Raw genomic sequence first — 21,815 nt, 5'->3', positions numbered from 1 at the left:
ACAACGGGCAAAATACGCCCGTTTTGTTGCGAAATTCATAACTTCTGCGATCGATCGCTTTTCGACGCCCCGCGTCACATCTCTTATTGGAAGTAATCCAGACCAGGGGTATCAGCAGGCAACGTCAGCGCGGGCTGCACGCCACTGGCTGGAACAAGCCCAAAGTGTTCAAGCCCCTTTCTCACGTGCTCTGCGGCATCAATGTTGAGCGGCCCCGAGGTCCACATCGCGTACGGGAGGTTGATGAAGCGTCGTTCTTTCACCGCGGGCAGATCCCTTGTAGCCGGGTTGTTTTGCAACTGCTGGATCTTTTGCTCAAGTTCCTGGCCTGGGTATTCAACAAACACGAACACATCCGGTGCGGCTTGCGCCAATCGTTCCCAGCCGACGCTCACCCACGTATCCTCGATGTCTCCCGTGGCATTCTTAGCGCCCGCGGCCTCGAGGATTGCTTGAGGTGCACCAAACTTGCCTGAGGTAAAGACCGCGTCGCTACCAGAGTCGTACAAGAATGCGACGGGGGTTTGCTTGGGCTTAGGCGCTTCGTCAAGGGCACTGAGGCGTCGCTGTTGATCCTCAACAACGCTCTGGCTTTGCTGTTCATGCCCGCTAATCGCGCCGAGATTCTTGAGGTCTGCCTCCACTGCTTTCCAGGGATCCATGGTGCCTCGGGCGGCGGAATCGCCCTGGCGACATGCTTCGCTGAGAATATAAGTGCTAATGCCGTGTTTTTCGAGAGCTTCGGGAGTGACCCCTTTGGCGTCGTCAAGCCCATAGCCCCAGCCAGCAACGTAAATATCCGGATCTTCCGCAATGATTTGCTCCAAAGATGGGTATTCTTTGGCGATCTCTTCAACATTGGCGATCGAATCTTCGCCATACTTCGCTGAGAGGATGGCGCTATCGCGCTGGAGCGAACTCACCGCCTGGATCTGATCTTCTGCGCCAACGCTGAGAGCACTGGCGATCAAGTTGCCATCGTTGACCAGCATCTTTCCGGTTTTGGGAAATTGCACTTCTTCGCCACAATTTTCCACCCGCACTTGCTCTTGAGCATTCTTGGCAGCATCCTGGGCTGAACATCCAGCCAATAGCAATACAGCGCCAGTCACGGCGATGGGTTTCATCAGTTTCATATCGTGTCCTTTCTAAGACTTTCGATGAGTAAATGTGCGCGATTCAGTCCGTTGTTCGCCTCCAACTGCAGCCCTCTGACACCGAAGACTTTCTGGAGAATCGAATCATCAAAGGCTGCTGTTGCCTCGGCGCACAGTAGTTGTTTGGCTCCTTGCTCACCGTGTTCCAGCACAACCACTTGATCGGCGTATCCCATGGCAAGGTCCAGGTCATGCAGCGTGAGAATGACGGTTTTGGAAGAAGCCCGCAGCAGCTCGAGCAGACGCAGTTGGTGAAAGGTATCAAGATGATTAGTCGGTTCATCCAGGAACAGCACCGGCGTGTCCTGGGCGAAGCCTCGAGCAATGAGCGCACGCCTTCTCAAACCGCCGGAGAGCATGCCGCAGGGCGTGTCCGCATGAGTTGTGAGACCGCAGGTCTCGATTGCTTCGTCGATCACTGATTCGTGCTTCTTCGCCGACAACTCCCACGCACGTGCATAGGGAAGACGACCTAGCGTGACAAGCTCTTTGACCGTGAGATCCTCGGGCAAAGCTTCTTCCTGTGACACCATCGCCAGCATTGTCGCCTTCTGGCGACTTTTGAGCTTTTCGACGTCCCACGCTCCACCACCCCCACGCAACTCAACCTTGCCCGCTGCCAAAGGATGAACTCCCGCGAGCCCTCTGAGTAACGTGGTCTTTCCTACGCCATTGGTGCCCACGATGGCGGTTACTGTTGCTGGTTCGCACTGAAATTCCACCGCGTTTACAACTATGCGCTGGCCAAATCCGACACCCACGCCTTGAACGCTAACTTGATACGCCGTCATTGATGACCTCCACTAAAGCGGAGTGCTCCCCTTCCCATCAAGAGAAGGAACAGCGGCGCCCCGATAGCACCGGTCACCACTCCAAGCGGTATTTCCTGTGGCGCGGCGGCTATCCGCGCGAGCACATCTACCCACAGCAGGAACAGGGCACCACACAACATGGCCACAGGCATGAGCCGCAGGTGTAGTGACCCAACGAGCAGACGCCCCACGTGGGGAACCACCAGCCCGACGAATCCGATGCCACCGGCTACCGCTACCATCGTGCCAACCAGTAACGCTTGGAAGAAGAAAAGTGCTCGGCGCAGCAGCTCGACATTCACTCCCACGGTGGCAGCCATATCTGGTCCAACCATGATCGCGTCGCAATAGCGGTGCAGTGCCAACATGAAAGCAAACGCGATGAGGAGCGCACAGAGCGGAATCAGCAGCTTGGGAAACGTTGCTCCCGAGACGGAACCGAGAAGCCAGAACATCACCGATTGCGCCGCCCTGGGATCGGGCCCTTTGAAAACCAGAAAACTAGCGAGCGCCGAGAATGCGCTCGACATCACTACTCCAGTCAAAATGAGGCGAAGAGGATGGAATCCACCCTGAAGATTCGTGATCAGATAGACCGAGGCTGTCGCGATCAGCGCGCCAATAAATGCGCCTCCCGAGAGCGCGTACACCCCAAAGCTGCCCAAGAGACCAAAGGTGAGCACGGCAGTTGCTCCAACGCTCGCCCCAGACGCAACCCCGAGCAGATAGGGATCAGCAAGCGGGTTTCGCACCAGCGTTTGCATGATAATGCCCGAGAGCGCGAGGCCGGCGCCGACGAGCATCGCTAACAATCCCCTGGGGGCTCTCAACTGCCAGATCACCGTATCGAGCGCAGCGTCTTCAACTACATCGTTTCGCAAGCGTGCAAGAACAACGTCAAGCACCGCGCCACGGCTAACATCAACTGATCCGAAGCTAAGAGATGCGAGGAAACTCGCAATCAGGAGTCCTACAAGCGTTATCAATAAGACCAGCACAGCCCATCGTGAGCTGAACTGGCGGTTGCGGGTGAATTGCCCCACGCGCCCTCAATTCCGTGACGTGCACTCTCCCGGCAGCTCCTTTGTACGCGAAAGGCGATCTGCGCGTTGTCTGGTTCAGGGGGCGTGATCGGACTATCACCGTTGCGCGCCAGTCCCGGATTTCCACCGGAGTTCCCGCCACCACATAACCCTGGAAAAGGAAATGATACCCAATTAGAACACAATGGAGGAGAACAGGGGTAAATTCCAAAGGTATGAGCATGTTCAAGAAATCCAACACCGCCCTCAAGCCCGCCAAAAAGGTCAATACCGCATCGGTGGTCATCACCGGCCTCGTCGGCGGTTGGCTCACCGCTCGGGAAACTGGCATCCGCCCCCTCGGCGGCGTAGTGCTCGGCCTCGCTGGCGTCTACGCAGCTCGTTCATGGGCAGCCAAGACCAACGCACCCACAACCGCCGAACTGGTTGGCACCTACCTCGGCGCCTTCGGCCTCAGCCACCCGCTGGCGAAGAAGATAGGAGCATGGCCGTCTGTAATCGCAGTAACCACCGTGGCCTCAGGCGCTGCGTGCGTTCTGTCTGACATTCGCTAACTACGCGCGCTGAGACTCCCGGGCAGCCAGGGAGCTCAGCACGCCGATAATCAGCACGGCCGCGGCCAGCAGAATCGCCTGGCCATAGGCCGCGCCAATTCCCGTGCTTTGTACCCGCCACTGCAGCACCGCGCCGACGGCTGCTGAACCAACCACCGAGCCCACTTGGCGAGTGGTGTTGTACACCCCTGAGCCCGCGCCCATAAGACGGAGCGGAAGATCACGCATGGTGGAGGTTGAGTTTGGCGCCCAGATCACTGAATTTCCCAAACCCTGAATCACCATAATTGCGATGAACCATCCTCCAGCCAGACCCACAATCATGGCGGCTCCTAGCAGGAAGAAGGACATCGAAAGCACCGAGAATCCGAGTGCCGCCAACCGGCCCGGCGAGACCTTGTCCGCCATCCTGCCAACGAAGGGCGAAAGTACAGCGGAAATCAATGCCTGCGGCACCATGAATAGTCCGGCCTTCAACGCGCTGTAGTCATGCACTTGCTGCAAATACAGCATCACCGGTAGTGGGGTGCCGGCAACGGCAAAGCCCATGACCGCAATGCCAATATTGCCCAAGGAAAAATTGCGGATGGCGAAAAGCGAAAGTGGAGCCAACGGCTCTTTTCCACGCTGCTCCGCCCTCGCTTGCTGCTTCACAAACAGCACGGCCATCAACACGCCGCCAACCATGAGCGCCCAAATGTACCAGCGCCACTGCGCCCGTTCGCCCTCTTGAAGGGCGAAGATAAACGAAGATACCGCCAACACCGAAAGCAGCATGGAGAGTCCGTCGATGGTGCGCTCAATCGGCTTGAAGCGCGGCACCCAACGCGCCACGGCGATCACGGAGATAACACCGAGGGGCACATTGATGAAGAAGATCCACTGCCAGCCGACCGTGGTGGTGATAATGCCGCCGAGCATCGGACCCGCGAGCGTGGCCAGACCCGCTGTTGTTCCCCACACACCCAAAGCGGCCCCGCGGCGTTCCCTGGCAAAGATTCGATTAATCACGCTCATGGTTTGTGGCGTCAGCAGCGAGGCGCCGAAACCCTGCACAGCGCGAGCAAGAATCAACATAGCCATGTTTGGCGCAAAGCCACACGCAAGTGAGCTCACGGTAAAAATGACCATGCCCAGGATGTAGACGTTCTTTGGCCCGAACTTGTCACCCAAGCGTCCGGTAATCAACAATGGCACGGCGAAAGTCAACAGGTACGCAGAGGTTACCCAAATGACTTCGTTATAGCTGGCCCCCAGCGAACTCTGCAGCACCGGAGTCGCGACTGCCACGATGGTTTGATCCAGCAGAATCATGAAGAAACCAATGCACAGGGCAATAAGCGCAGGCCAGGCCTTGCGTTCTTCCAGTGGCATCTGCGGGTATGTCTGGCTCACTCTTCTCCTAGAAAACGTCCCGGCATCAAAAACTCAAGCCACCTTACTCCCCCAGCACGCTACACTCACACAGCATGAGCACAGCCTTTCTTTTGCGCAGCACGAACAGCGAAGATTTCACCTATTTTGGCCGTTTGAATTTTCTGACTGACACCTACGGCGATGAACACGGTGAGCTCAGCAGTGGCTTCGACGAGGACACCCGCTTCTACATCGATAGCTGGGATCCCAATGATGGGGTCATCGCATTCGATCACCACCAGATCCCCGCTGGTGGCCTTTGGTGGTGCTGGGGCACGCCTGGGCATCACGGACGCGGATTCGTCGACAAGCAAACCCCTGAACTAGCGCTCGCCGTTGAACAGCGCTTTGGCGGCAAAGGTGTGGCAAAGCAGCTTTTCGCCGCCTGCTTCGAGCAGCTCCGGGCCCGCGGCACCAAGGCGGTGTCCCTGTGCGTTTCCCACGAAAATACAAAAGCTCGAAGCCTGTATGAAAAACTGGGCTTCGAGCTCGTGCGCAACGACGTCGACTACGCCGTCATGCGTCGGGATCTTTAACGCGCTGCCTCGAAGGCGGCACCGACCTTATACAGGCGGTCGTCCTGGAACGCCGGCGCCATGATCTGCATGCCAACGGGCAAACCGGTATCGGATGCCAAGCCGGCGGGCACACTCATGCCGCACAGGCCGGCAAGGTTCAGCGGCAGGGTGCAGAGGTCGAAGTTGTACATTGCCAGGGGATCTTCGGCCTTCTCTCCCAATTTAAACGCCGTGGTAGGGGTGGTGGGAGATACCAAGACGTCCACCTTTTCATAGGCATTTGCGAAGTCCTGGGCGATGAGTGTGCGCACACGCTGCGCCTGCAGGTAGTAGGCGTCGTAGTAGCCCACGGAGAGCGCATAGGTACCAAGGATGATGCGGCGCTTGACCTCGGCCCCAAAGCCGGCTGCGCGGGTCATCGCCATGACTTGCTCGGCGGAATGGGTTCCGTCGTCGCCCACGCGCAATCCATAACGCATGCCATCAAAACGAGCCAGGTTACTGGAGACCTCGCAGGGCAGAATCAAGTAGTAGGCGGCCAAAGCATCGTCGAAGTGCGGGCAGTCCACCTCAACGATTTCAGCGCCGAGCTCAGTCAGCTTTTCGACGCCCGCGTGGAAGGATTCCAGCACGCCCGGCTGGTAGCCTTCGCGGTCAAACTGCTTGACCACACCAACCTTCAGCCCGCGCAAATCACCCTTTGCACCTTCGCGTGCGGCGGCAACAACGTCAGGCACGGCACGGTCGACGCTGGTGGCGTCGTACTTGTCGTGGCCAGCGATGACCTCGTGGAGCAGCGCGGTGTCTAACACAGTGCGAGCGCTTGGCCCACCCTGATCCAGCGAAGAAGCACACGCCACCAGACCATAACGTGACACGGTGCCGTAAGTAGGCTTCACACCTACTGTGTTGGTCAATGCGGCGGGTTGACGAATCGATCCGCCTGTGTCCGTGCCAATGCCCAGCGGCGCAAGGCCAGCCGCCAACGCAGCGGAGGTGCCGCCGCCAGAACCGCCCGGGGTGCGTTCGGTATCCCAGGGGTTGCGGGTCGGGCCGTAGGCGGAGTTTTCCGTGGAAGAGCCCATGGCAAATTCGTCCATGTTCGTTTTACCAAGGATCGGGATTCCCGCCTCGCGGATCTTCTTGGTCACGGTGGCGTCGTAGGGCGCCATGTATCCTTCGAGGATCTTCGAAGCGCAGGTCGTGGGCGCATCGGTGGTGACGAACACGTCCTTCAACGCCAGCGGTACGCCCGCTAGATTTGACGCGGGGGCATCACCAGCCTTCAGGGAAGCATCAACGGCATCAGCGGCCGCCAGAGCCTCATCGGCGCCCACGTGAAGGAAGGAGTTAAGTGTGCCGTCGATCTCGGCGATGCGATCGAGGTGAGCTTGCGTTACGTCCCGAGAGCTCACTTCACCGGAATGGATCAGTTGGGCCAGTTCCGCTGCGCTTTTCGAAGTCAGGCCTTCTTCAGGCACGAGGTATTGATTCATTAGTCCTGCTCCCCCAAAATCTGTGGCACTTCGAAACGATCTTGCTCAACCTTCGGCGCCTGGTCGAGCGCTTGCTCCTGGGTGAGAAGCTGCTCAACTTCGTCGGCGCGCATGCTTGTGTGAATGGCATGCGGGTGGCTCATCGGCTCCACACCTTGGGCCGCAACTTTTTGCACGTCGCTCACGCTGCCAATGATGCCGTCGATTTGCTCGGCAAAATGGTCGAGCTCCTCGTCAGTGAGCGCCAAGCGGGCAAGCTTAGCCAGGTGGGCGACTTCATCGCGCGTTATCTCAGGCACAGGTTGATCCTTTTGGTCGTTTTCAATGCTCATGCCACCGCTTCGGGCGGTGGCAAGTGTTATGCCTCTATAGTACTGCACGCAAAGTTGGCTAGGATGGTGGGGATTCTTTTTCACCATGTTTTCGGAGTTTTCAATGTCCTACTTGATTCGTGTGCTGATTCCCGACACCCCGGGCAGCTTAGGTCGGCTTGCCGACGCCATCGGCACCGTCGACGCCAACATCGTGTCGGTGGACGTCGTAGAGGCATTCCCGGACGGCACGGTCATGGACGACATGGTGGTGGATTTGCCGGCAGGAACCATGGCAGATTCTCTCATCAGCGCCGCTCAGGCACTCGAAGGTGTGGAGGTTGATTCCATCCGTCCTTTCTCAGGGCGCGTGGATCGCCGTGGCCAAATCGAAATGCTGGCGCGAGTGGCTGGCGAATCGACCCGCTCTCGGGAGCTCGATCATCTCGTCCACCGCATCCCACAAGTGCTCACTTCAGCCTGGGCGATTTTGCTGGATGGCAACCAACCGCAGTTTCAGCGAGTCACCGCCTCCGTTGCGGCGCCGGAAGACAGCGGACATCAGCCAGATTCCGTGTCGATCGAGCATGCGCGCGTGCTGAATCCCGAAAGCGAATCCTGGATCCCGGAGGCGTGGGCTCTGTTGGATTCCTCCCTCGCCGCCGCGCCCCTCAAGCGCCACGGCCTGGTACTGGTAGTGGGTCGTCCGGGCGGTCCGGACTTCCTTGCCAGCGAGGTTGCCCACATCGGCAACCTCTGCGAAATCCTCGACGCGGTGTTGAGCTAACTCAACGCATCGGGGCCGTGTTCAAGCAGAACAAGAAATTCTTCCTCGTTGAGGATTCTCAGGCCCAAATCCCGTGCCTTTTGCTCTTTTGAACCAGCGTTGGCTCCCACCACCACGAAGTTGGTCTTTTTGGACACCGAACCCGAAGCCTTGCCGCCGCGGGTGAGGATCGCCTCTTTCACGGAATCACGGGTGAAGCCTTCGAGCCCGCCGGTAACCACCACGGTGAGCCCTTCGAGGGTCTGCGGCGGCAGATCCTCGCTGGATTCTTCCATGGTCACCCCATCTTGCGCCCAGTGCTGGACGATGGCTCGGTGCCAATCAACGGCAAACCACTCGTGGAAACTCTGGGCGATGACGTGCCCAACGCCTTCCACTTGTGCCAGCTCCTCTACGCTAGCTTCGCACGCGGCCTGCAGGCTTCGGTACTTGCCTGCGATTGCTCGTGCGGCCGTAGGGCCAACATGGCGAATCGAAAGCGCCACGATCACGCGCCAGAGATCGGCTTGTTTCGCTGAGGCCAAATTGGCCAATAGCTTTTCGCCGCTTGCGTTGAGCGCACCATTTTTCTTGGTATAAATATCGGTTCGTTCCAGATCTTCGCGTGTCAGGGAGAAGAGCCGTGCTTCGTCAAGGAGCACTCCACTGCGCACGAGGTCTTGCGCTGCTTTTTCACCCAACGCTTCGATATCAAAGACAGCGCGGCTGGCGATGTAGGTGAGGCGAGCCGAGAGCTGCGCAGGACATGAACGCCGGTTTGGGCAACGCCAATCAGCATCGCCCTCCTTTTGTGGCGCAAGTGTGGTGCCGCAGCTCGGGCAGTGCTCCGGGAACACGAATTCTTCCTCGCTCCCATCGCGCTTCTCCACCACAGGCCCGAGGATCTCGGGGATAATCTCGCCTGCTTTTCGAACCACCACATGATCGCCGATCAAGACACCTTTGCGTTTGACCTCAGTTTGATTATGCAGCGTCGCCATCGACACAGTTGATCCCGAAACAAAGACTGGTTCCAACATGGCGAAGGGCGTGACACGTCCCGTGCGCCCGACGCCGCACTGAATGTCATTGAGGCGCGTGACCGCCTCCTCGGGCGGATATTTATATGCAATTGCCCACCGCGGTGCCCGCGAGGTGGCACCTAGCTGACGTTGGGCGGCAAGATCATCGACTTTCACCACCAGCCCGTCCATCTCGTGCAGCGCATCGCCGCGATGTTGCGCCCAATAGCGCACTTGCTCGAGCACCGCTTCGCTGCTGGTGACCCGCTTGGTATAGGCGGACACCGGCAACCCCCAGGCCGCCATAGCCGCGTAAGCATCGTGCTGCGACTCAGCCTCGAAGCCTTCACGAGCGCCGATGCCGTGGCAGATCATGCGGAGGCGACGCTTCTTCACTGATTCCACATCGTGTTGTCGAAGCGAGCCCGCTGCTGCATTACGCGGGTTCGCAAATGGCTTCCCGCCCTCGAGTTGTCGTTGCTCATTAACAAGCCCGAAATCTTCCACGGCGATGAACACTTCCCCGCGTACTTCCAGCAGCGCCGGGATCGGATATTCCTCACTTGCTTGGAGCGTATGAGGAATATCTGCAATCACCTTCGCATTTTCGGTGACGTCTTCGCCTACTCGCCCATCACCTCGGGTTGCCGCGCGCTCGAGTGTTCCATCGCGATACACCAAATCGAGCGAAAGCCCGTCGATTTTGAGCTCGCAAAGATACGCCTTCGCGGGAGTACGCTGCAGCCAGTCGCGCATTTCATCCTCGCTGAACACATTGTCCAGGCTCATCATTCTTTCGAGATGCTCGACATTGGCGAAGCTCGACTGCATCGCCACCGGCGCGCCCACCTCGAGTGTGGGACTATCCGGCGTTTGCAGGCTAGGATATTCTGCTTCGAGCTCTTGGAGCTTGCGAAACAGCGCGTCAAAATCTGCATCGCTGATCTGAGGGGACTGGTTATAGTAAAGCTCCCGATGGTGGCGAATATCGGCGCTTAGTTCTTCCCACTGTTTGAATACTGCATCGCTAGGCTCAGTCACGCCTGCGAGTGTAGTAAACCACCTCCTATTTGCCCCTAATGTCTGCGTTGAGCAGCAAAAACACGCCGGCTCGGAGGTAGTTGTCTAAGGTTTGATTCATGAACTCCTTTGACCCCACCAAAGTGCTGTCCTTCGACTTGGAAACTACGTCCGCTGACCCATTTGAGGCGCGCATAGTTACCTCTGCCCTGGTGCGAATTGATGCCCAAGGGGCACACCCCACCGAGCTACTTGCTAACCCAGGCGTCCCCATCCCCGAGGCTGCAAGCAAGGTGCATGGCATTAGCACCGAGTACGCCCGCGAACACGGTAAGCCGCACGAGGAGGTGCTACGCACGACCATCGATGCCATCCGGCGAGCATGGGAGGAAGGCTATACCTTGGTGGTGTATAACGCCGCTTATGACCTCACGGTGCTCAATCAGTTGGAGCCGTCTTTCTATGTCACAGGACCTGTGTTTGACCCCTTCGTGATCGACAAAGTCTTGGATCCCTATCGCAAGGGCAAGCGGACGCTGAGTGATGTGTGCGAGCACTACCAGGTACGCATCGATAATGCCCACGAGGCAACCTCAGATGCCCTCGCGGCGGCGCGGGTGGCATGGAAGCAGGCCAAGCACAATTATGCGGATCAGATCGGTGCCATGAGTCTGGAAGAACTCATGGAATTCCAGGCCGTGAAGTATTTTGAGGCGCAACAAGGCTTCAAAGAATATCTAGACAAGCAGCAGCGCGATAGCTCGAATGTGAACACTTCCTGGCCCATGCAAAGCGCGCGGGCTTAAAATTCTCCGGCAGTCTCGTGGAGGATATGTGCGGCTTCACGTGCTGCGGCGATCCGTCGGGCTGCCGCGCTTAGTCCGCTGGCGCCTTGTGGATCATCCATCATGAGTGCCTCGGTAGCCTGCGCTGGCGAGTATCCTAGCGTACGCATCAACCCTGACACCGACTTCGCCTGCGAACGCTCGTCGCCATCACCCACGTGTGCGAGGTGTCCTGTTCCTAGCCAGGTGCCCACGCGATCCAGCTCAGCGTGGCTGAAACCTGCAATGGATCGTTGGTGCAGCACGAGGGTGGCGGGTGCTGCAACCTGTACCACTTCGATCAGAGGCCGTGAGCCTTGATCAAGCATCATCTCCATGCCCGCGCGATTCCATGCTTCGAACAGTTCATGCAGGCGCTCCCCCATGTGCTTGGGGCTGTGCGCGGCAATTGGATCCAACTGGCTCGTGCCGGGGATGCTGCCCTCTGCGATTCTCCGTGTCGCTGGCTCGAGTACGTGCACTTTAAGCTTTCGAACTCCGAAACGTTGGGTCAGCACCGCTGAATACTCCTCAAGCGCTTGCGCATACATGGCAAACAGGTCTGCTGTCGCCGCTGGATCGCTGAGAATTCGGTGTCCGTTGCTCAGTTCCACTGCACTTGCCAGGGTCCACGGGCCGCATACCTGGATCTTGCATGCTGGCGTGCTGCCCCACGCTGCTTCGAGTGCGTCGAGGTCGGTCGCCCGCTGTTCATAGAGTGCACGGGTGGCGTTTTGAGGCCGTGCACATACGCGCCAGGCTCGTGGACCAATATCCACTGGCAAATCGGGAAGCCACGACAGTGTGTGTGCCACCACGTCTCCTGTGACGCCTCTCTGTGGCAAAACGGGAACAGCGCGGATGCCGGCCGACTCCCCCGCGATGACGTTAGCCGCAGCCTCCATACTGGTTCCGGGCACCAATCCGAAGGCGGCAGCACTCATCGGCTCGTGCCCACGATGGTGCCAGAACCCAATACAATGTCTCCGTCTTCGTCGGGTAGATATAGCACCGCTGCTTGACCACGAGCAACGCCTTGCAGCGGCGTGTGCAACTGCAACTCCATGCGATCGTTTTTAAGATCCACATTGGCGAGGCAATCCACCACCTGCCCGTGCGCTCGAACTTGCACCTGGGCTTCGATGGTTCCCCGCATGTCGGGGTGAAGCACCTTCAACCTATCTGCCACGATGCGCTCCACAATGAGATCCTCGCGCGATCCGACTGTCACGGTACCACTTGCTGCGTCAATGTCGGTGACATAGCGGGGCTTGCCGTCCTTGGCTGGCTGCTTAATGTCGAGCCCTTTGCGCTGTCCAATGGTGAAATTCCAGGCGCCGTCGTGTTCCTTGAGCGTATTGCCTTCAACATCGCGGATTGCGCCGGGTCGCACGCCGATATGCTTCCCAAGGAACGCCTGAGTGTTGCCGTCGGGGATGAAACAAATATCGTAAGAATCCGGTTTGCTTGCCACTGCGAAGCCCATCGAGGCCGCTTCTTCGCGGATCTGCGGTTTATGGGTATCCCCGACTGGGAACATGCAGTGCGCAATTTCTTTCGCGCCAAGCACTCCGAGCACGTAGCTTTGGTCCTTGTTGGGATCGACGCCTCTTCGGAGGTAGCCATCGCCACCGTCGGCTGGCTGGGTGAGACGTGCGTAATGCCCGGTGACAACGGCGTCGAAGCCCAAGGCAATCCCTCGTTCGAGCAGGGCTGCGAACTTAATCTTCTCGTTGCAGCGGAGACAGGGATTCGGCGTTTCGCCGGCGGCGTAGGAATCGATGAAATCATCGATAACGTCTTCTTGGAATCGCTCTGAAAAGTCCCACACATAAAAAGGAATGCCGAGCTTGTCGCACACGCGTCGTGCATCGGCGGAATCTTCCAGCGAGCAGCATCCCCGCGAGGACTCGCGCACCGACTGCGGATCGCGGGACAGTGCCAGATGCACTCCCACTACTTCGTGGCCTGCCTGCACTGCTCTGGCTGCGGCGACGGCGGAATCAACGCCTCCTGACATGGCAGCAAGCACTCGCATGAATCATCTACCTCTTCATCTCGGGGTGGGCACGAAATACGCCAGCTTAGTCCTCGACGCACCAAAGAGGCTACAGTAACCCTCACTATGGCTAGACAACGCAAAGGCACTGAAGCAATCAGCGCGGGGATCTTTCCCACCAGCACCGGCGAAGTGGAACTACGCGCCGATAGTTTTGTGCCCGGTGCCTGGGAGGTGCTCGTCAATGGGGTTCCTTCCAGCCACATCCACCCGGATCCGCTGGTGCTGGAATTCGAATACATGCGTTGGATGGCCTCCATCTTGGCGTGGTTTGAGCAAACTCGCGTGCACCAGCAGCAACTGCGTATCACGCATCTTGGCGGCGGTGCTTGCAGTTTTGCCCGCTATTGCGTGGCGCGCTGGCCGAAAGCGCGCAACACGGTGGTGGAATTAGATGCCCAACTGACTCAGTTGGTGCGGCTGTGGTTCGATTTGCCCCGCGCCCCGCAACTGAAAATCAGAGCTGAGGATGCACGCCAGGCCACTGATGGCTTCGTCCAAGCCTCCCGCGACGTGATTATTCGCGATGTTTTCGCCGGTTCGACCACGCCGGAAAATCTCAGCACCATCGAATTCTTCCGGCGCGTTTCCTCCTCACTCGCACCCGGTGGTCTTTATATGGCTAACTGCGGGGATCATCGCGATCTTCAATTGGCTAAGAGTGAATTGCGCACGATGCAGCAGGTATTCGCGCATACAGCTTGTATTGCTGATCCTGCAATGCTCAAGGGGAGGCGCTACGGCAATATTGTCTTGATTGGCACCGATTCCCCACTTCCCGAAGGCCCAGCTTTGCAGCGTATCGCCCGCGAGCTCCTGGGTGGCGCCGTGCCCGCGCATTTCAAAGATAAACGTTGGGCCGAAAAGTTTGCCGCTGCAGGTTCTTTGCTTTTCGACGCCACGCCTTCCACCTAAGCCATTCCAGCAAGCCTGGCGCGCGCCACGACGTCGGGAAGCGCGCGAATGAGGGCCTCAACATCAGCAGTGGTTGTGGTGTATCCCAGGCTGAATCGGATGGCGCTGCGCGCATTGGCAACTGGCACCCCCATACTCAGCAGCACCTCGCTGGCGCGATTCACTCCGTTGGAGCAAGCGGATCCTGTGGAGGCTTCGAAGCCTTGGCTATCCAGCAGCATGATCAGGCTGTCGGCTTCTGCACCCAAGAAAGACGCGTGCACATGCCCCGGGAGGCAGTGATCTGGGGTGTGGATTTGGGTGTTCTCGATGGACGCGACGACATCCAGCAGCCTGGTTTGTAGGGAGCGAAGACGCTGAGACTCTGCTTCCATTTCCGCCACCGCTTCTTTGAGTGCGGCCGCAGTAGCTGCCGCTGCGGCAACATCATTCGTGCCCGGCCTGATGCCGCGTTCTTGACCGCCCCCGAAAAGCACAGGCGATGGTGCAGGACTTCGTTTCGCCAACAAGATGCCGAGCCCTCGTGGGCCTCCGAACTTGTGCGCACTTGCCGCCAAGGTGGTGGCGCCGAGAGCGTGAAAATCTACTGGCACGTGGCCGACTGCCTGCACTGCGTCCACGTGCACTGGAGCATCACCGGCAGCGTCGCATATTTGCTGTACCGGCTGCAGAGCACCGGTTTCGTTATTTGCCCACATGCAGGTGATGAGATCTACACCCTGGATGGTGGACTCAAACTCGTGCACCTCGCCCTTAGAGGATACGGGCAACCAACGAACCGCAGCACCTTGGTGCTCGAGGCCACGCACGGTTTCTAGCACAGCGGGGTGTTCGATTCCGCTGGCGGCTATGGTGCCGCCGCTGCGACGCCACAAACCTTGCAATGCGAGATTGTCAGCCTCGGTTCCCGAGGCACAGAAGATCACTTCGATGGGGTCGCAGCCCAGCAATGTGGCAATTTCCTCGCGGGCGCTGTCCAGTACGCTGCGTGCCTTGCGCCCGGAGGCGTACTGCCCACCAGGGTTGAGAGCGGAGGCGTGCTCCAGCCAGATACGCTTCGCCGCCTCGCGCATGGGCGTGGTGGCGGCGTGGTCAAAGTAGTGAGGCATTACTTACGTGCGCGAATTGCTTCGATAAGCGCGGGCACCACTTCTTCTGCGTCGCCCACGACACCGAGATCTGCAAGCTCGAAGAAGGGCGCATCCTCGTCCGAGTTGATCACGACGATCTTCTGAGCGGTCTGCATACCGGAGGTGTGCTGAATCGCGCCGGAGATGCCCAGGCCGATATAGAGATCGGGAGAGACAGTCGCACCGGTTTGGCCAATCTGATACTGGGCTGGATAGTACCCCTCATCCACGGCGTCGCGGGTAGCCCCCACGGCACCGCCGAAGGTATCGGCAAGCGGCTCCACCAGATCTTTGAATCCCTGTTCAGAACCCACGCCACGTCCGCCAGCAACCACAACCTTTGCCTGGCTGAGTTCGGGGCGATCACCGCGTTCGGCGGGAATGAAGCGCTGCACCTTCACATCTTTAATGGTGGCCGCTGGCAACGCGAGAACTTCCACGTTGGGCTCGGCGGCGTGAGGCTCAGGCTCCACGGCACCGGGGCGCAGGGTGTAGATGGGGCACGCGCCACCAACGGCGGCGCTGACCTTGATGGTGTCGCCGAAGATCGACATGCTTGCGGTTCGGTCGGCGTGAACACGCAGGACGTCGCAAAGCACTCCTGAGGAAAGGCGAGCCGCTAGGCGGCCAGCAATCTCATTACCGTGCGCGCCGGCCTCAACGAGCACCGGGCCGGGGTTTGCGGCGGCGAGCATGGAGATGGCGTCCACCTGCGGCAAGATGATGCGCTCATCGGCGTCGGCAGCTTCGGCAGCCACGATCTGCTGTGCGCCCAACTCGCCCAAGGCGGCGCTGAGTTGTTGCGCGGTGCCGGGAGTACCAACGACCACCGCTACTGGATTGCCCAGCGCGCGGGCTTGCGTCAAAAGTTCCGCTGTGGTTGGCGCCAGTTCACCCTGGGCGTGCTCAACCAGTACATACACGTTTGGCATGGATCTGTGCCTTCCTTAAATCAGCTTTTCGTTGGCGAGGAAATCAGCAAGTTGCTCGGCGAGCTGCTCGGCGCTGCCATAGATCTTCTCGCCACCTTCGCGCTTCGGGTGTTCCTCCGCCGAAGTGACGGCAGTTGCTGCGTGGGCCAGGCCCACCTGCTCTGGGCTCACCCCAATGGCTGCAAGGTTATAGGTCGGAATCTCAGCCTTCTTCGCGGCCATGATGCCCTTGAAGTTCGGGAAGCGCGGTTTATCAGCCTTGTCGCTGATCGAAACCACTGCAGGCAGCTGCGCTTCAATTTCATAATCGCCGTCGGCGGTTTCACGCACGCCGCGAATGGTCGTGCCATCCACTGAGACTGACTTCAGGTAGGTCAGGGCGGGCTGTTGGCGGTACTCGGCCAAAATGCCGGGCACTTGCCCCATGGAGCCATCAGAAGATGCAGCACCGCAGATGATGAGCTGCACGTCCGGAATCTGGTTCACGGCGTTGAGCAGCGCCCAGCTTGTACCCAGGACGTCGGAGCCTGCTAGCGCATCGTCGCGAAGCAACATGGCGCGATCCGCACCCATAGCAAGAGCCTTTCGGAGAGCTTCCTCGGCACCTTCGGGGCCAGCCGTGAGCGCGACCACCTCGTAACCGTGCGCCTCCTTGAGCTTGAGGGCCTGTTCAATGGCGTACTCGTTGACCTCATCGATCACCGCGTCCACATCGGAGCGGTTCATGGTGAAGTCCGCTTCGAGCGTGCGCTTTGACCAGGTGTCCGGCACATGTTTCACCAACACGACAATCGCTGGCATCTACAGCATCCACCCTTCGGGTTGAGAAGTTCTTTCGTCCTAAATATGTATCAGCCGGCGCATCTTGGGCGCGCGGGCGTGTAGCAGTCTACGCTACTGCTCCATGTTGGCGATTCCCACAGATATATGCAACGGCATGTGATGCCTTACCCTCCCCAACGCGGGCAATCACCACAGCCATCGGCCGTGTGCCCCGCAGTTTGAGTTTCTTGCGTAGTTGATCCGGATCCACATCCACCCCGCGAACCAAAATCTCAAGCGAGCCGCAATCGTGAGCCTTCAACGCCGGCTTCAGTTGCTTCAGACTCACTTGCTCAATATAAGGAAAACCGCTACAGCCAGCCGGGATGTGATCTCCGGTGAGAAACGCGATGTGCTCATCGAGCATGCTCAAATTCGCTTTGTGGGCGAAGTGGCGTACCAACCCGGCGCGAATAATAGCCCCGTCAGGTTCAATGATGAAGCGTCGTGCATCGCTGAGCTCAATGTCGCTCGGATCGCTGGAGTTGATCGTTTCCATCTTCCCCGTACTCGAAAGCACGAGCGCCTGGCGTCCTTGCAAGATGTTGTTGGAGTAAAGGCAGAGTTCCTTGACGCCACCATCCACGCTGACGACCTGCACCCCGCCGTCCCAGAAGCTGTAGTCCAGACCGGGGGCGCACTTCACCGCCACGGCACTGTGTTGCCATCGCTCAAGCAACGCTGGCAGTGGAGGTAGAAGATCCTCGGGTTTCCAGATGCGTTTGCCGTTGGCGCGCCTGGCGGGATCGGCGATCATAACCTCTGCGTTCACGCAGGGTTGAAGCGCATCGGCTTGGATAAATGGGGCATTAACGTTGGATCGCGCCATCTGCAGCCTCGTGTGATCGATATCTGAGCCCACCGCGTTCAAGCCATGTTCGGCTAGGGCGGGCATTTCGGCGCCTATGCTGCAGGTGACATCGGCCACGCGTGCTCCAGGCAGGGCTGCTGCGATCGTCGCTGCACGAGCCTTTGATACCAATGGGTGCGTGGCCTGCTGTGCGGAGTCGGTATCCATCAGCCAGTGCTGGGGCAATTTCTGCGTAGCTCTCGCCGTAGCCAATTCCATGACGGCGCGCCCATAGGAACCGAAGTGTGAGCGCAATGCCGAGATATAGCGCATCGTATCGCGTTTGTCTGCTGTCCCGAGTTCCGTGAGCACGTCCTCGATGTTGGACTTGTGTTGGATGAGGAACTGGACTTCCTCTGTTGAGTAGGGCATTTAGAATCTCTTTGGCGGCTCGAAGGTCATGAACTCCTCAAAGTAGTCGCCGCCGGCGAGGTGCTCGCTCATGGGCGACATGCTTGGAGTTTTGAGGCTTTCAAGCACATCCTGGACGCAGTCGAAATTGGACAAGGCTTTGAGCTGCGCCCAGGTTGGCAGCACTAAACGCAGCAATCCGGCGCGCCAACCGTCGAGGACCAATGAGGGCGCGAACCAACCGGTAGAGGCCGCCTCTGGGGTGTTGCCATCGGGTTCTTGACCCGGAGGTTGCACTGCTACGAAGGAAAAGACATCGAATTGATGCTTGTCGTACTCAGGTGAATGCCAGCGGGCAAATGGACGCAGGAGATCCGTGCGGATTTTTAAATCGTGATCTTCCAGCACCTCGCCGAGCGACATCTGGTGGCTTTCGAGCATGAGACGCTCTCGGTGGAAAGGCGCCGCCGAACCGATACGTTTGCCGTTTGAGAACGCTACTAAGAAGGTGCCCGTTTCCTCAAAGAGTTCTCGAACTGCGGCAAAGAGCAACGCCTGAGCTTGAGCCTCGTCCACATGCAGAGCCTTGGCCCACGCTTGCAGAGAATCTCCGAGCACCGGGTCACTGCGTGGATCCAGCAGGAAATCGCGTGGGTCTACTCCCCCACCCGGAAACACCGTGGTGTTTGGGAAGGTAGGCATCGAGGAAACACGTTCCTGAACGTACACCTCGATGCCGTCTACGCTGTCGCGCAACATGAGCACGGTGGCCGCGAGTCTTCGACCCTCGATCGCCGTTGCGCTGCTCATATTCACCCCAACAAGCGTAGCTTATTTGCGGTGGCTGCCTGCACTGCGAGCGCGTCGCGCGAAGTAGCGCCCGTCAATTTCGCTAAGTTCAATCGGCTGGTGGAATGCGCGCGTGAGGTTCTCGCTCGTCATCACGTCTTCAATCAAGCCCTGAGCAACAACTTTGCCCTCGTCCAACAACATGGCGTGGGTAAAGCCCACGGGAATCTCCTCAACGTGGTGAGTAATCATCACCATCGCCGGTGCGTCCGGATCCATCGCCAGATCCCCAACGTAGGAGACCAAGTCCTCGCGGCCACCTAAGTCCATGCCGGCGCCGGGCTCGTCGAAAAGCAAAAGCTCGGGATCCGTCATGAGTGCGCGAGCGACCAGAACGCGTTTGCGTTCACCTTCGCTGAGCGTGCCCCAGGTGCGGTCAATGAGGTGATAAGCCCCAACCTGCTCGAGGATGTCGGTGGCGCGCTCGCGGTCGAGCTCATCATATTCCTCGCGCCAGCGCCCGAGAATGGCATAGCCTGCAGAGATCACGAGATCACCAACGTTTTCGTTGTTGGGGATTCGATTGGCCAGGGCAGCCGAGGACATGCCGATCGCCGCACGAAGGTCGCGCATGTCGGTCTTGCCGATGCGCTCACCTAACACCCACAGACGCCCCTTGGAGGGAAACTCCTCGGCCGCCGCGAGCCGCATCAGCGAAGTTTTACCGGCGCCATTGGGCCCGATGATGACCCATCGTTCGTCGAGCTCAACTTGCCAATTAACCGGCCCGACGAGGGTGTTGCCGCCGCGGATAAATTCGACGCCGTCGAAGTCGAGAAGCAGATCCGGGTCGCGTGGCGCAATTTCAGTGGAATCCATACCATCCATAATGACGTATTTCTCACTGTCCATGTGGAAGTGACACTGCTGAACTACGCTGGAACACGATTGCGTCAATCCCATTGAAGTAGTGAAAGTGAGCCTTTGAGGACATGATCGGCAGACTCGGCATTGAAGACGTCCGGCCCAAGGTAGCGGGCGGAACACAGCCCTCAAAAGCAGTAGTCGGCGAGGTGGTTCCCGTCAGCGCCCTAATCTGGCGCGAGGGCCACGACGCCATCTCCGCCACCCTTGTGATCACGTCCCCATCGGGTGAAGTTTCCCACACCGCGATGACGCGGGATCCCTTCGACCAAGACCGCATGCATGGCCTCTTCAGCGCCGCTGAGCCAGGTGTTTGGCAGTTCCGCGTGGACGCCTGGTCGGACCCCATTGCCACCTGGCGCCACGCCGTGACCACCAAGGTCGAGGCCGGACAATCCGAAACCGAACTGGCCAATGACCTCGCGCACGGCATCGTGCTCTTCGAAGCCGCCGCTGCACAACTGGATCAACGCCAATACCGCGAAGAAAAGGCTCTGCTGCACCAAGCGGTTGAAGCCTTGCGTTCCGATGACGCTTTGCGCGCCCGCGTGGCCCCTGCATTATCGCATCGAGTGAGCGAATTGCTCATTGAACACCCGCTGCGCGAACTATTAACCAAGGGCGAGGCACATCGAGTGCTGGTAGAGCGCAAGAAAGCGCAATTCTCCAGTTGGTATGAGCTCTTCCCGCGTTCTACCGGCGGCTGGGATGCCGATGGCAATCCGGTCCACGGCACTTTCGCCACCACGGCCGAAGCGCTTGAACGCGTGGCTCGCATGGGCTTTGACACCGTGTACTTCCCGCCCATTCATCCCATCGGTGAAATCAACCGCAAGGGGCGCAACAACACCTTGATCCCCGAGCCAGGCGACGTCGGCTCCCCATGGGCGATCGGTTCCAAGGATGGCGGACACGACGCCACCCACCCGGCGCTTGGCAGCGTCAAAGACTTTTCAAAGATGTTGCAAAAGGCGGAGTCGCTGGGACTAGAGATCGCTTTGGACCTCGCCCTGCAAGCAGCACCAGATCACCCCTGGGCTAAAAGCCACCCAGAATTCTTTACCGTCCTCGCCGACGGCACCATCGCCTACGCTGAGAACCCACCCAAGAAGTACCAGGACATCTACCCCCTGAACTTCGATAACGCGCCGGAGAAGATCTACAAGGAGATCCTACGCGTGGTTGAGTTTTGGATTGACCTGGGCGTAAGCACCTTCCGCGTCGACAATCCCCATACCAAGCCCACCAACTCTTGGCATTGGCTGATCAACCACGTCCACTCCAAGCATCCGGAGGTTATTTTCCTGGCCGAGGCCTTCACCCGCCCTGCGCGCCTCTATGGTTTGGCAAAGGCAGGCTTCACCCAGTCCTATACGTACTTCACGTGGAAGACCACCAAGGAGGAGCTGGAAGAGTTTGGCCGAGACATCGCCGCGATGGCCGATGTCATGCGTCCCAACCTCTTCGTCAACACCCCGGATATTCTGCATGCCTCCCTGCAATACGGCGGCCCCGCCATGTTCGCCATTCGCGCAACGCTGGCCTCCACCATGTCACCGCTGTGGGGCGTGTATTCGGGCTTCGAACTCTTTGAGCACCAAGCCTTGCACCACGGCAGCGAAGAATACTTGGACACCGAGAAGTTCCAGCTTCGCCCCCGCGACTTCGAGGCCGCGCTGCACCGCAATGAATCCTTGGAGCCCTACCTCACGCTGCTCAATCAGATTCGTCAAGATCATCCGGCGCTGCAGCAGCAACGCATCCTCGACTTCCACCCCACCAGTAACGAACATCTGCTCGCCTACTCCAAGGTGGATCCTTCCACCGGCAACGCGGTGCTTGTAGTGGTGAACCTGGATTCACAATTCACCCAGGAGGGCACGGTGGATCTGCGTATGGACCGCATTGGGCAGGAAGACTACGCAGGATTTGAAGTGCGCGACCTGATCAGCGGCGAACGCTATCAGTGGGGCAAGCAAAACTTTGTCCGCCTGGATCCTCACGGCAATGTCGCGCACATCTTCGAGCTCCCCACCATTGCACCTGAGTTGCGCGGGCCTTTGGCTTGGCGCGATGAAGTTGATTACAACAACTAACCCAAAAG

Annotated in this window: 21 protein-coding genes and 1 riboswitch; of the genes, 6 read left to right on the top strand and 15 right to left on the bottom strand. The window is 58.9% G+C overall.

Annotation, left to right across the window (positions count from 1 at the left end; all coding sequences use genetic code 11):
* Positions 1–83: 83 nt before the first annotated feature.
* The 3 genes from CGERO_RS04720 to CGERO_RS04710 are packed head-to-tail and all read right to left on the bottom strand — an operon-like array spanning position 84 to position 3,012.
* The gene (locus tag CGERO_RS04720; protein ID WP_245998886.1) at positions 84–1,136 is read right to left on the bottom strand and encodes an ABC transporter substrate-binding protein; all 1,053 of its coding nucleotides are present in this window, start codon (positions 1,134–1,136) and stop codon (positions 84–86) included.
* Positions 1,133–1,948: an ABC transporter ATP-binding protein gene (locus CGERO_RS04715; RefSeq protein ID WP_123933737.1), complete on the bottom strand. Its 816-nt coding sequence runs from the start codon at positions 1,946–1,948 to the stop codon at positions 1,133–1,135. Before CGERO_RS04715 ends, CGERO_RS04720 begins: the two co-directional genes overlap by 4 nt.
* Positions 1,945–3,012, bottom strand: a complete 1,068-nt coding sequence (locus CGERO_RS04710; protein WP_377017695.1) for a FecCD family ABC transporter permease — start codon at positions 3,010–3,012, stop codon at positions 1,945–1,947. Before CGERO_RS04710 ends, CGERO_RS04715 begins: the two co-directional genes overlap by 4 nt.
* Positions 3,013–3,087: 75 nt before the next feature.
* Positions 3,088–3,167: riboswitch (adenosylcobalamin-variant (AdoCbl-variant) riboswitch) on the bottom strand.
* 66 nt (positions 3,168–3,233) lie between these two features.
* On the opposite strand from CGERO_RS04710, the gene CGERO_RS04705 reads away from it, so the two are divergent.
* The gene (locus tag CGERO_RS04705) at positions 3,234–3,566 is read left to right on the top strand and encodes a hypothetical protein (protein ID WP_123933735.1); all 333 of its coding nucleotides are present in this window, start codon (positions 3,234–3,236) and stop codon (positions 3,564–3,566) included.
* Here CGERO_RS04705 and CGERO_RS04700 read toward each other — a convergent pair whose 3' ends face one another.
* A complete protein-coding gene (locus CGERO_RS04700; RefSeq protein ID WP_123935942.1) occupies positions 3,567–4,940 on the bottom strand; it encodes a DHA2 family efflux MFS transporter permease subunit in 1,374 nt (457 codons plus the stop codon).
* Positions 4,941–5,035: 95 nt separating this feature from the next.
* Here CGERO_RS04700 and CGERO_RS04695 point away from each other — a divergent pair, with 95 nt between their 5' ends.
* Positions 5,036–5,518, top strand: coding sequence for a GNAT family N-acetyltransferase (locus tag CGERO_RS04695; protein ID WP_123933733.1), 483 nt, complete (start codon positions 5,036–5,038; stop codon positions 5,516–5,518).
* On the opposite strand, the gene gatA is transcribed toward CGERO_RS04695, so the two are convergent.
* Together gatA and gatC are read right to left on the bottom strand one after the other, a co-directional pair.
* Positions 5,515–6,996: an Asp-tRNA(Asn)/Glu-tRNA(Gln) amidotransferase subunit GatA gene (gene gatA / locus CGERO_RS04690; protein ID WP_123933731.1), complete on the bottom strand. Its 1,482-nt coding sequence runs from the start codon at positions 6,994–6,996 to the stop codon at positions 5,515–5,517. The genes CGERO_RS04695 and gatA overlap by 4 nt on opposite strands.
* Positions 6,996–7,295, bottom strand: a complete 300-nt coding sequence (gatC, locus tag CGERO_RS04685) for an Asp-tRNA(Asn)/Glu-tRNA(Gln) amidotransferase subunit GatC (RefSeq protein ID WP_123935940.1) — start codon at positions 7,293–7,295, stop codon at positions 6,996–6,998. Before gatC ends, gatA begins: the two co-directional genes overlap by 1 nt.
* 136 nt (positions 7,296–7,431) lie before the next feature.
* Between gatC and CGERO_RS04680 the strand changes: the two genes are divergently transcribed.
* Positions 7,432–8,094, top strand: a complete 663-nt coding sequence (locus tag CGERO_RS04680) for an ACT domain-containing protein (RefSeq protein ID WP_123933729.1) — start codon at positions 7,432–7,434, stop codon at positions 8,092–8,094.
* On the opposite strand, the gene ligA is transcribed toward CGERO_RS04680, so the two are convergent.
* Entirely contained in the window at positions 8,091–10,136 is a 2,046-nt protein-coding gene (ligA, locus tag CGERO_RS04675) for an NAD-dependent DNA ligase LigA (protein WP_123933727.1), read from the bottom strand. The genes CGERO_RS04680 and ligA overlap by 4 nt on opposite strands.
* A 98-nt stretch (positions 10,137–10,234) precedes the next feature.
* Between ligA and CGERO_RS04670 the strand changes: the two genes are divergently transcribed.
* Positions 10,235–10,921: a 3'-5' exonuclease gene (locus CGERO_RS04670; RefSeq protein ID WP_123933725.1), complete on the top strand. Its 687-nt coding sequence runs from the start codon at positions 10,235–10,237 to the stop codon at positions 10,919–10,921.
* Here the strand turns inward: CGERO_RS04670 and CGERO_RS04665 are convergent.
* Both CGERO_RS04665 and mnmA read right to left on the bottom strand, forming a co-directional pair.
* Positions 10,918–11,883, bottom strand: a complete 966-nt coding sequence (locus tag CGERO_RS04665; protein ID WP_123933723.1) for a uroporphyrinogen decarboxylase/cobalamine-independent methonine synthase family protein — start codon at positions 11,881–11,883, stop codon at positions 10,918–10,920. The genes CGERO_RS04670 and CGERO_RS04665 overlap by 4 nt on opposite strands.
* A complete protein-coding gene (mnmA, locus tag CGERO_RS04660; protein WP_123933721.1) occupies positions 11,880–12,977 on the bottom strand; it encodes a tRNA 2-thiouridine(34) synthase MnmA in 1,098 nt (365 codons plus the stop codon). The genes CGERO_RS04665 and mnmA overlap by 4 nt, the downstream gene beginning before the upstream one ends.
* Before the next feature lie 87 nt (positions 12,978–13,064).
* On the opposite strand from mnmA, the gene CGERO_RS04655 reads away from it, so the two are divergent.
* On the top strand, positions 13,065–13,913 hold the full coding sequence (locus CGERO_RS04655) for a spermidine synthase (protein WP_123933718.1): 849 nt from the start codon (positions 13,065–13,067) through the stop codon (positions 13,911–13,913).
* Here the strand turns inward: CGERO_RS04655 and CGERO_RS04650 are convergent.
* From CGERO_RS04650 to CGERO_RS04625, 6 genes are all read right to left on the bottom strand, one after another.
* Positions 13,910–15,022: a cysteine desulfurase family protein gene (locus CGERO_RS04650; protein ID WP_123933716.1), complete on the bottom strand. Its 1,113-nt coding sequence runs from the start codon at positions 15,020–15,022 to the stop codon at positions 13,910–13,912. The genes CGERO_RS04655 and CGERO_RS04650 overlap by 4 nt on opposite strands.
* Positions 15,022–15,975, bottom strand: coding sequence for an electron transfer flavoprotein subunit alpha/FixB family protein (locus CGERO_RS04645; protein ID WP_123933714.1), 954 nt, complete (start codon positions 15,973–15,975; stop codon positions 15,022–15,024). Before CGERO_RS04645 ends, CGERO_RS04650 begins: the two co-directional genes overlap by 1 nt.
* 15 nt (positions 15,976–15,990) lie before the next feature.
* On the bottom strand, positions 15,991–16,776 hold the full coding sequence (locus CGERO_RS04640) for an electron transfer flavoprotein subunit beta/FixA family protein (RefSeq protein WP_123933712.1): 786 nt from the start codon (positions 16,774–16,776) through the stop codon (positions 15,991–15,993).
* An 88-nt stretch (positions 16,777–16,864) separates the two neighbouring features.
* Positions 16,865–18,019, bottom strand: coding sequence for a class I SAM-dependent methyltransferase (locus tag CGERO_RS04635; RefSeq protein ID WP_123933710.1), 1,155 nt, complete (start codon positions 18,017–18,019; stop codon positions 16,865–16,867).
* Positions 18,020–18,808 (bottom strand): NUDIX hydrolase, encoded by a 789-nt coding sequence (locus CGERO_RS04630; RefSeq protein WP_123935938.1) that lies wholly within the window; start codon positions 18,806–18,808, stop codon positions 18,020–18,022. It abuts the gene before it with no gap.
* A 21-nt stretch (positions 18,809–18,829) separates the two neighbouring features.
* Complete coding sequence (locus CGERO_RS04625; protein WP_206423929.1) at positions 18,830–19,675, bottom strand: ABC transporter ATP-binding protein; 846 nt, start codon at positions 19,673–19,675, stop codon at positions 18,830–18,832.
* 104 nt (positions 19,676–19,779) lie between these two features.
* Between CGERO_RS04625 and CGERO_RS04620 the strand changes: the two genes are divergently transcribed.
* Complete coding sequence (locus CGERO_RS04620; protein ID WP_123933708.1) at positions 19,780–21,807, top strand: maltotransferase domain-containing protein; 2,028 nt, start codon at positions 19,780–19,782, stop codon at positions 21,805–21,807.
* Positions 21,808–21,815 lie beyond the last annotated feature (8 nt).

It is taken from the genome of Corynebacterium gerontici (genome assembly GCF_003813985.1).
GTDB lineage: Bacteria > Actinomycetota > Actinomycetes > Mycobacteriales > Mycobacteriaceae > Corynebacterium > Corynebacterium gerontici.
This window is presented reverse-complemented; position numbering and strand designations above follow the sequence as displayed.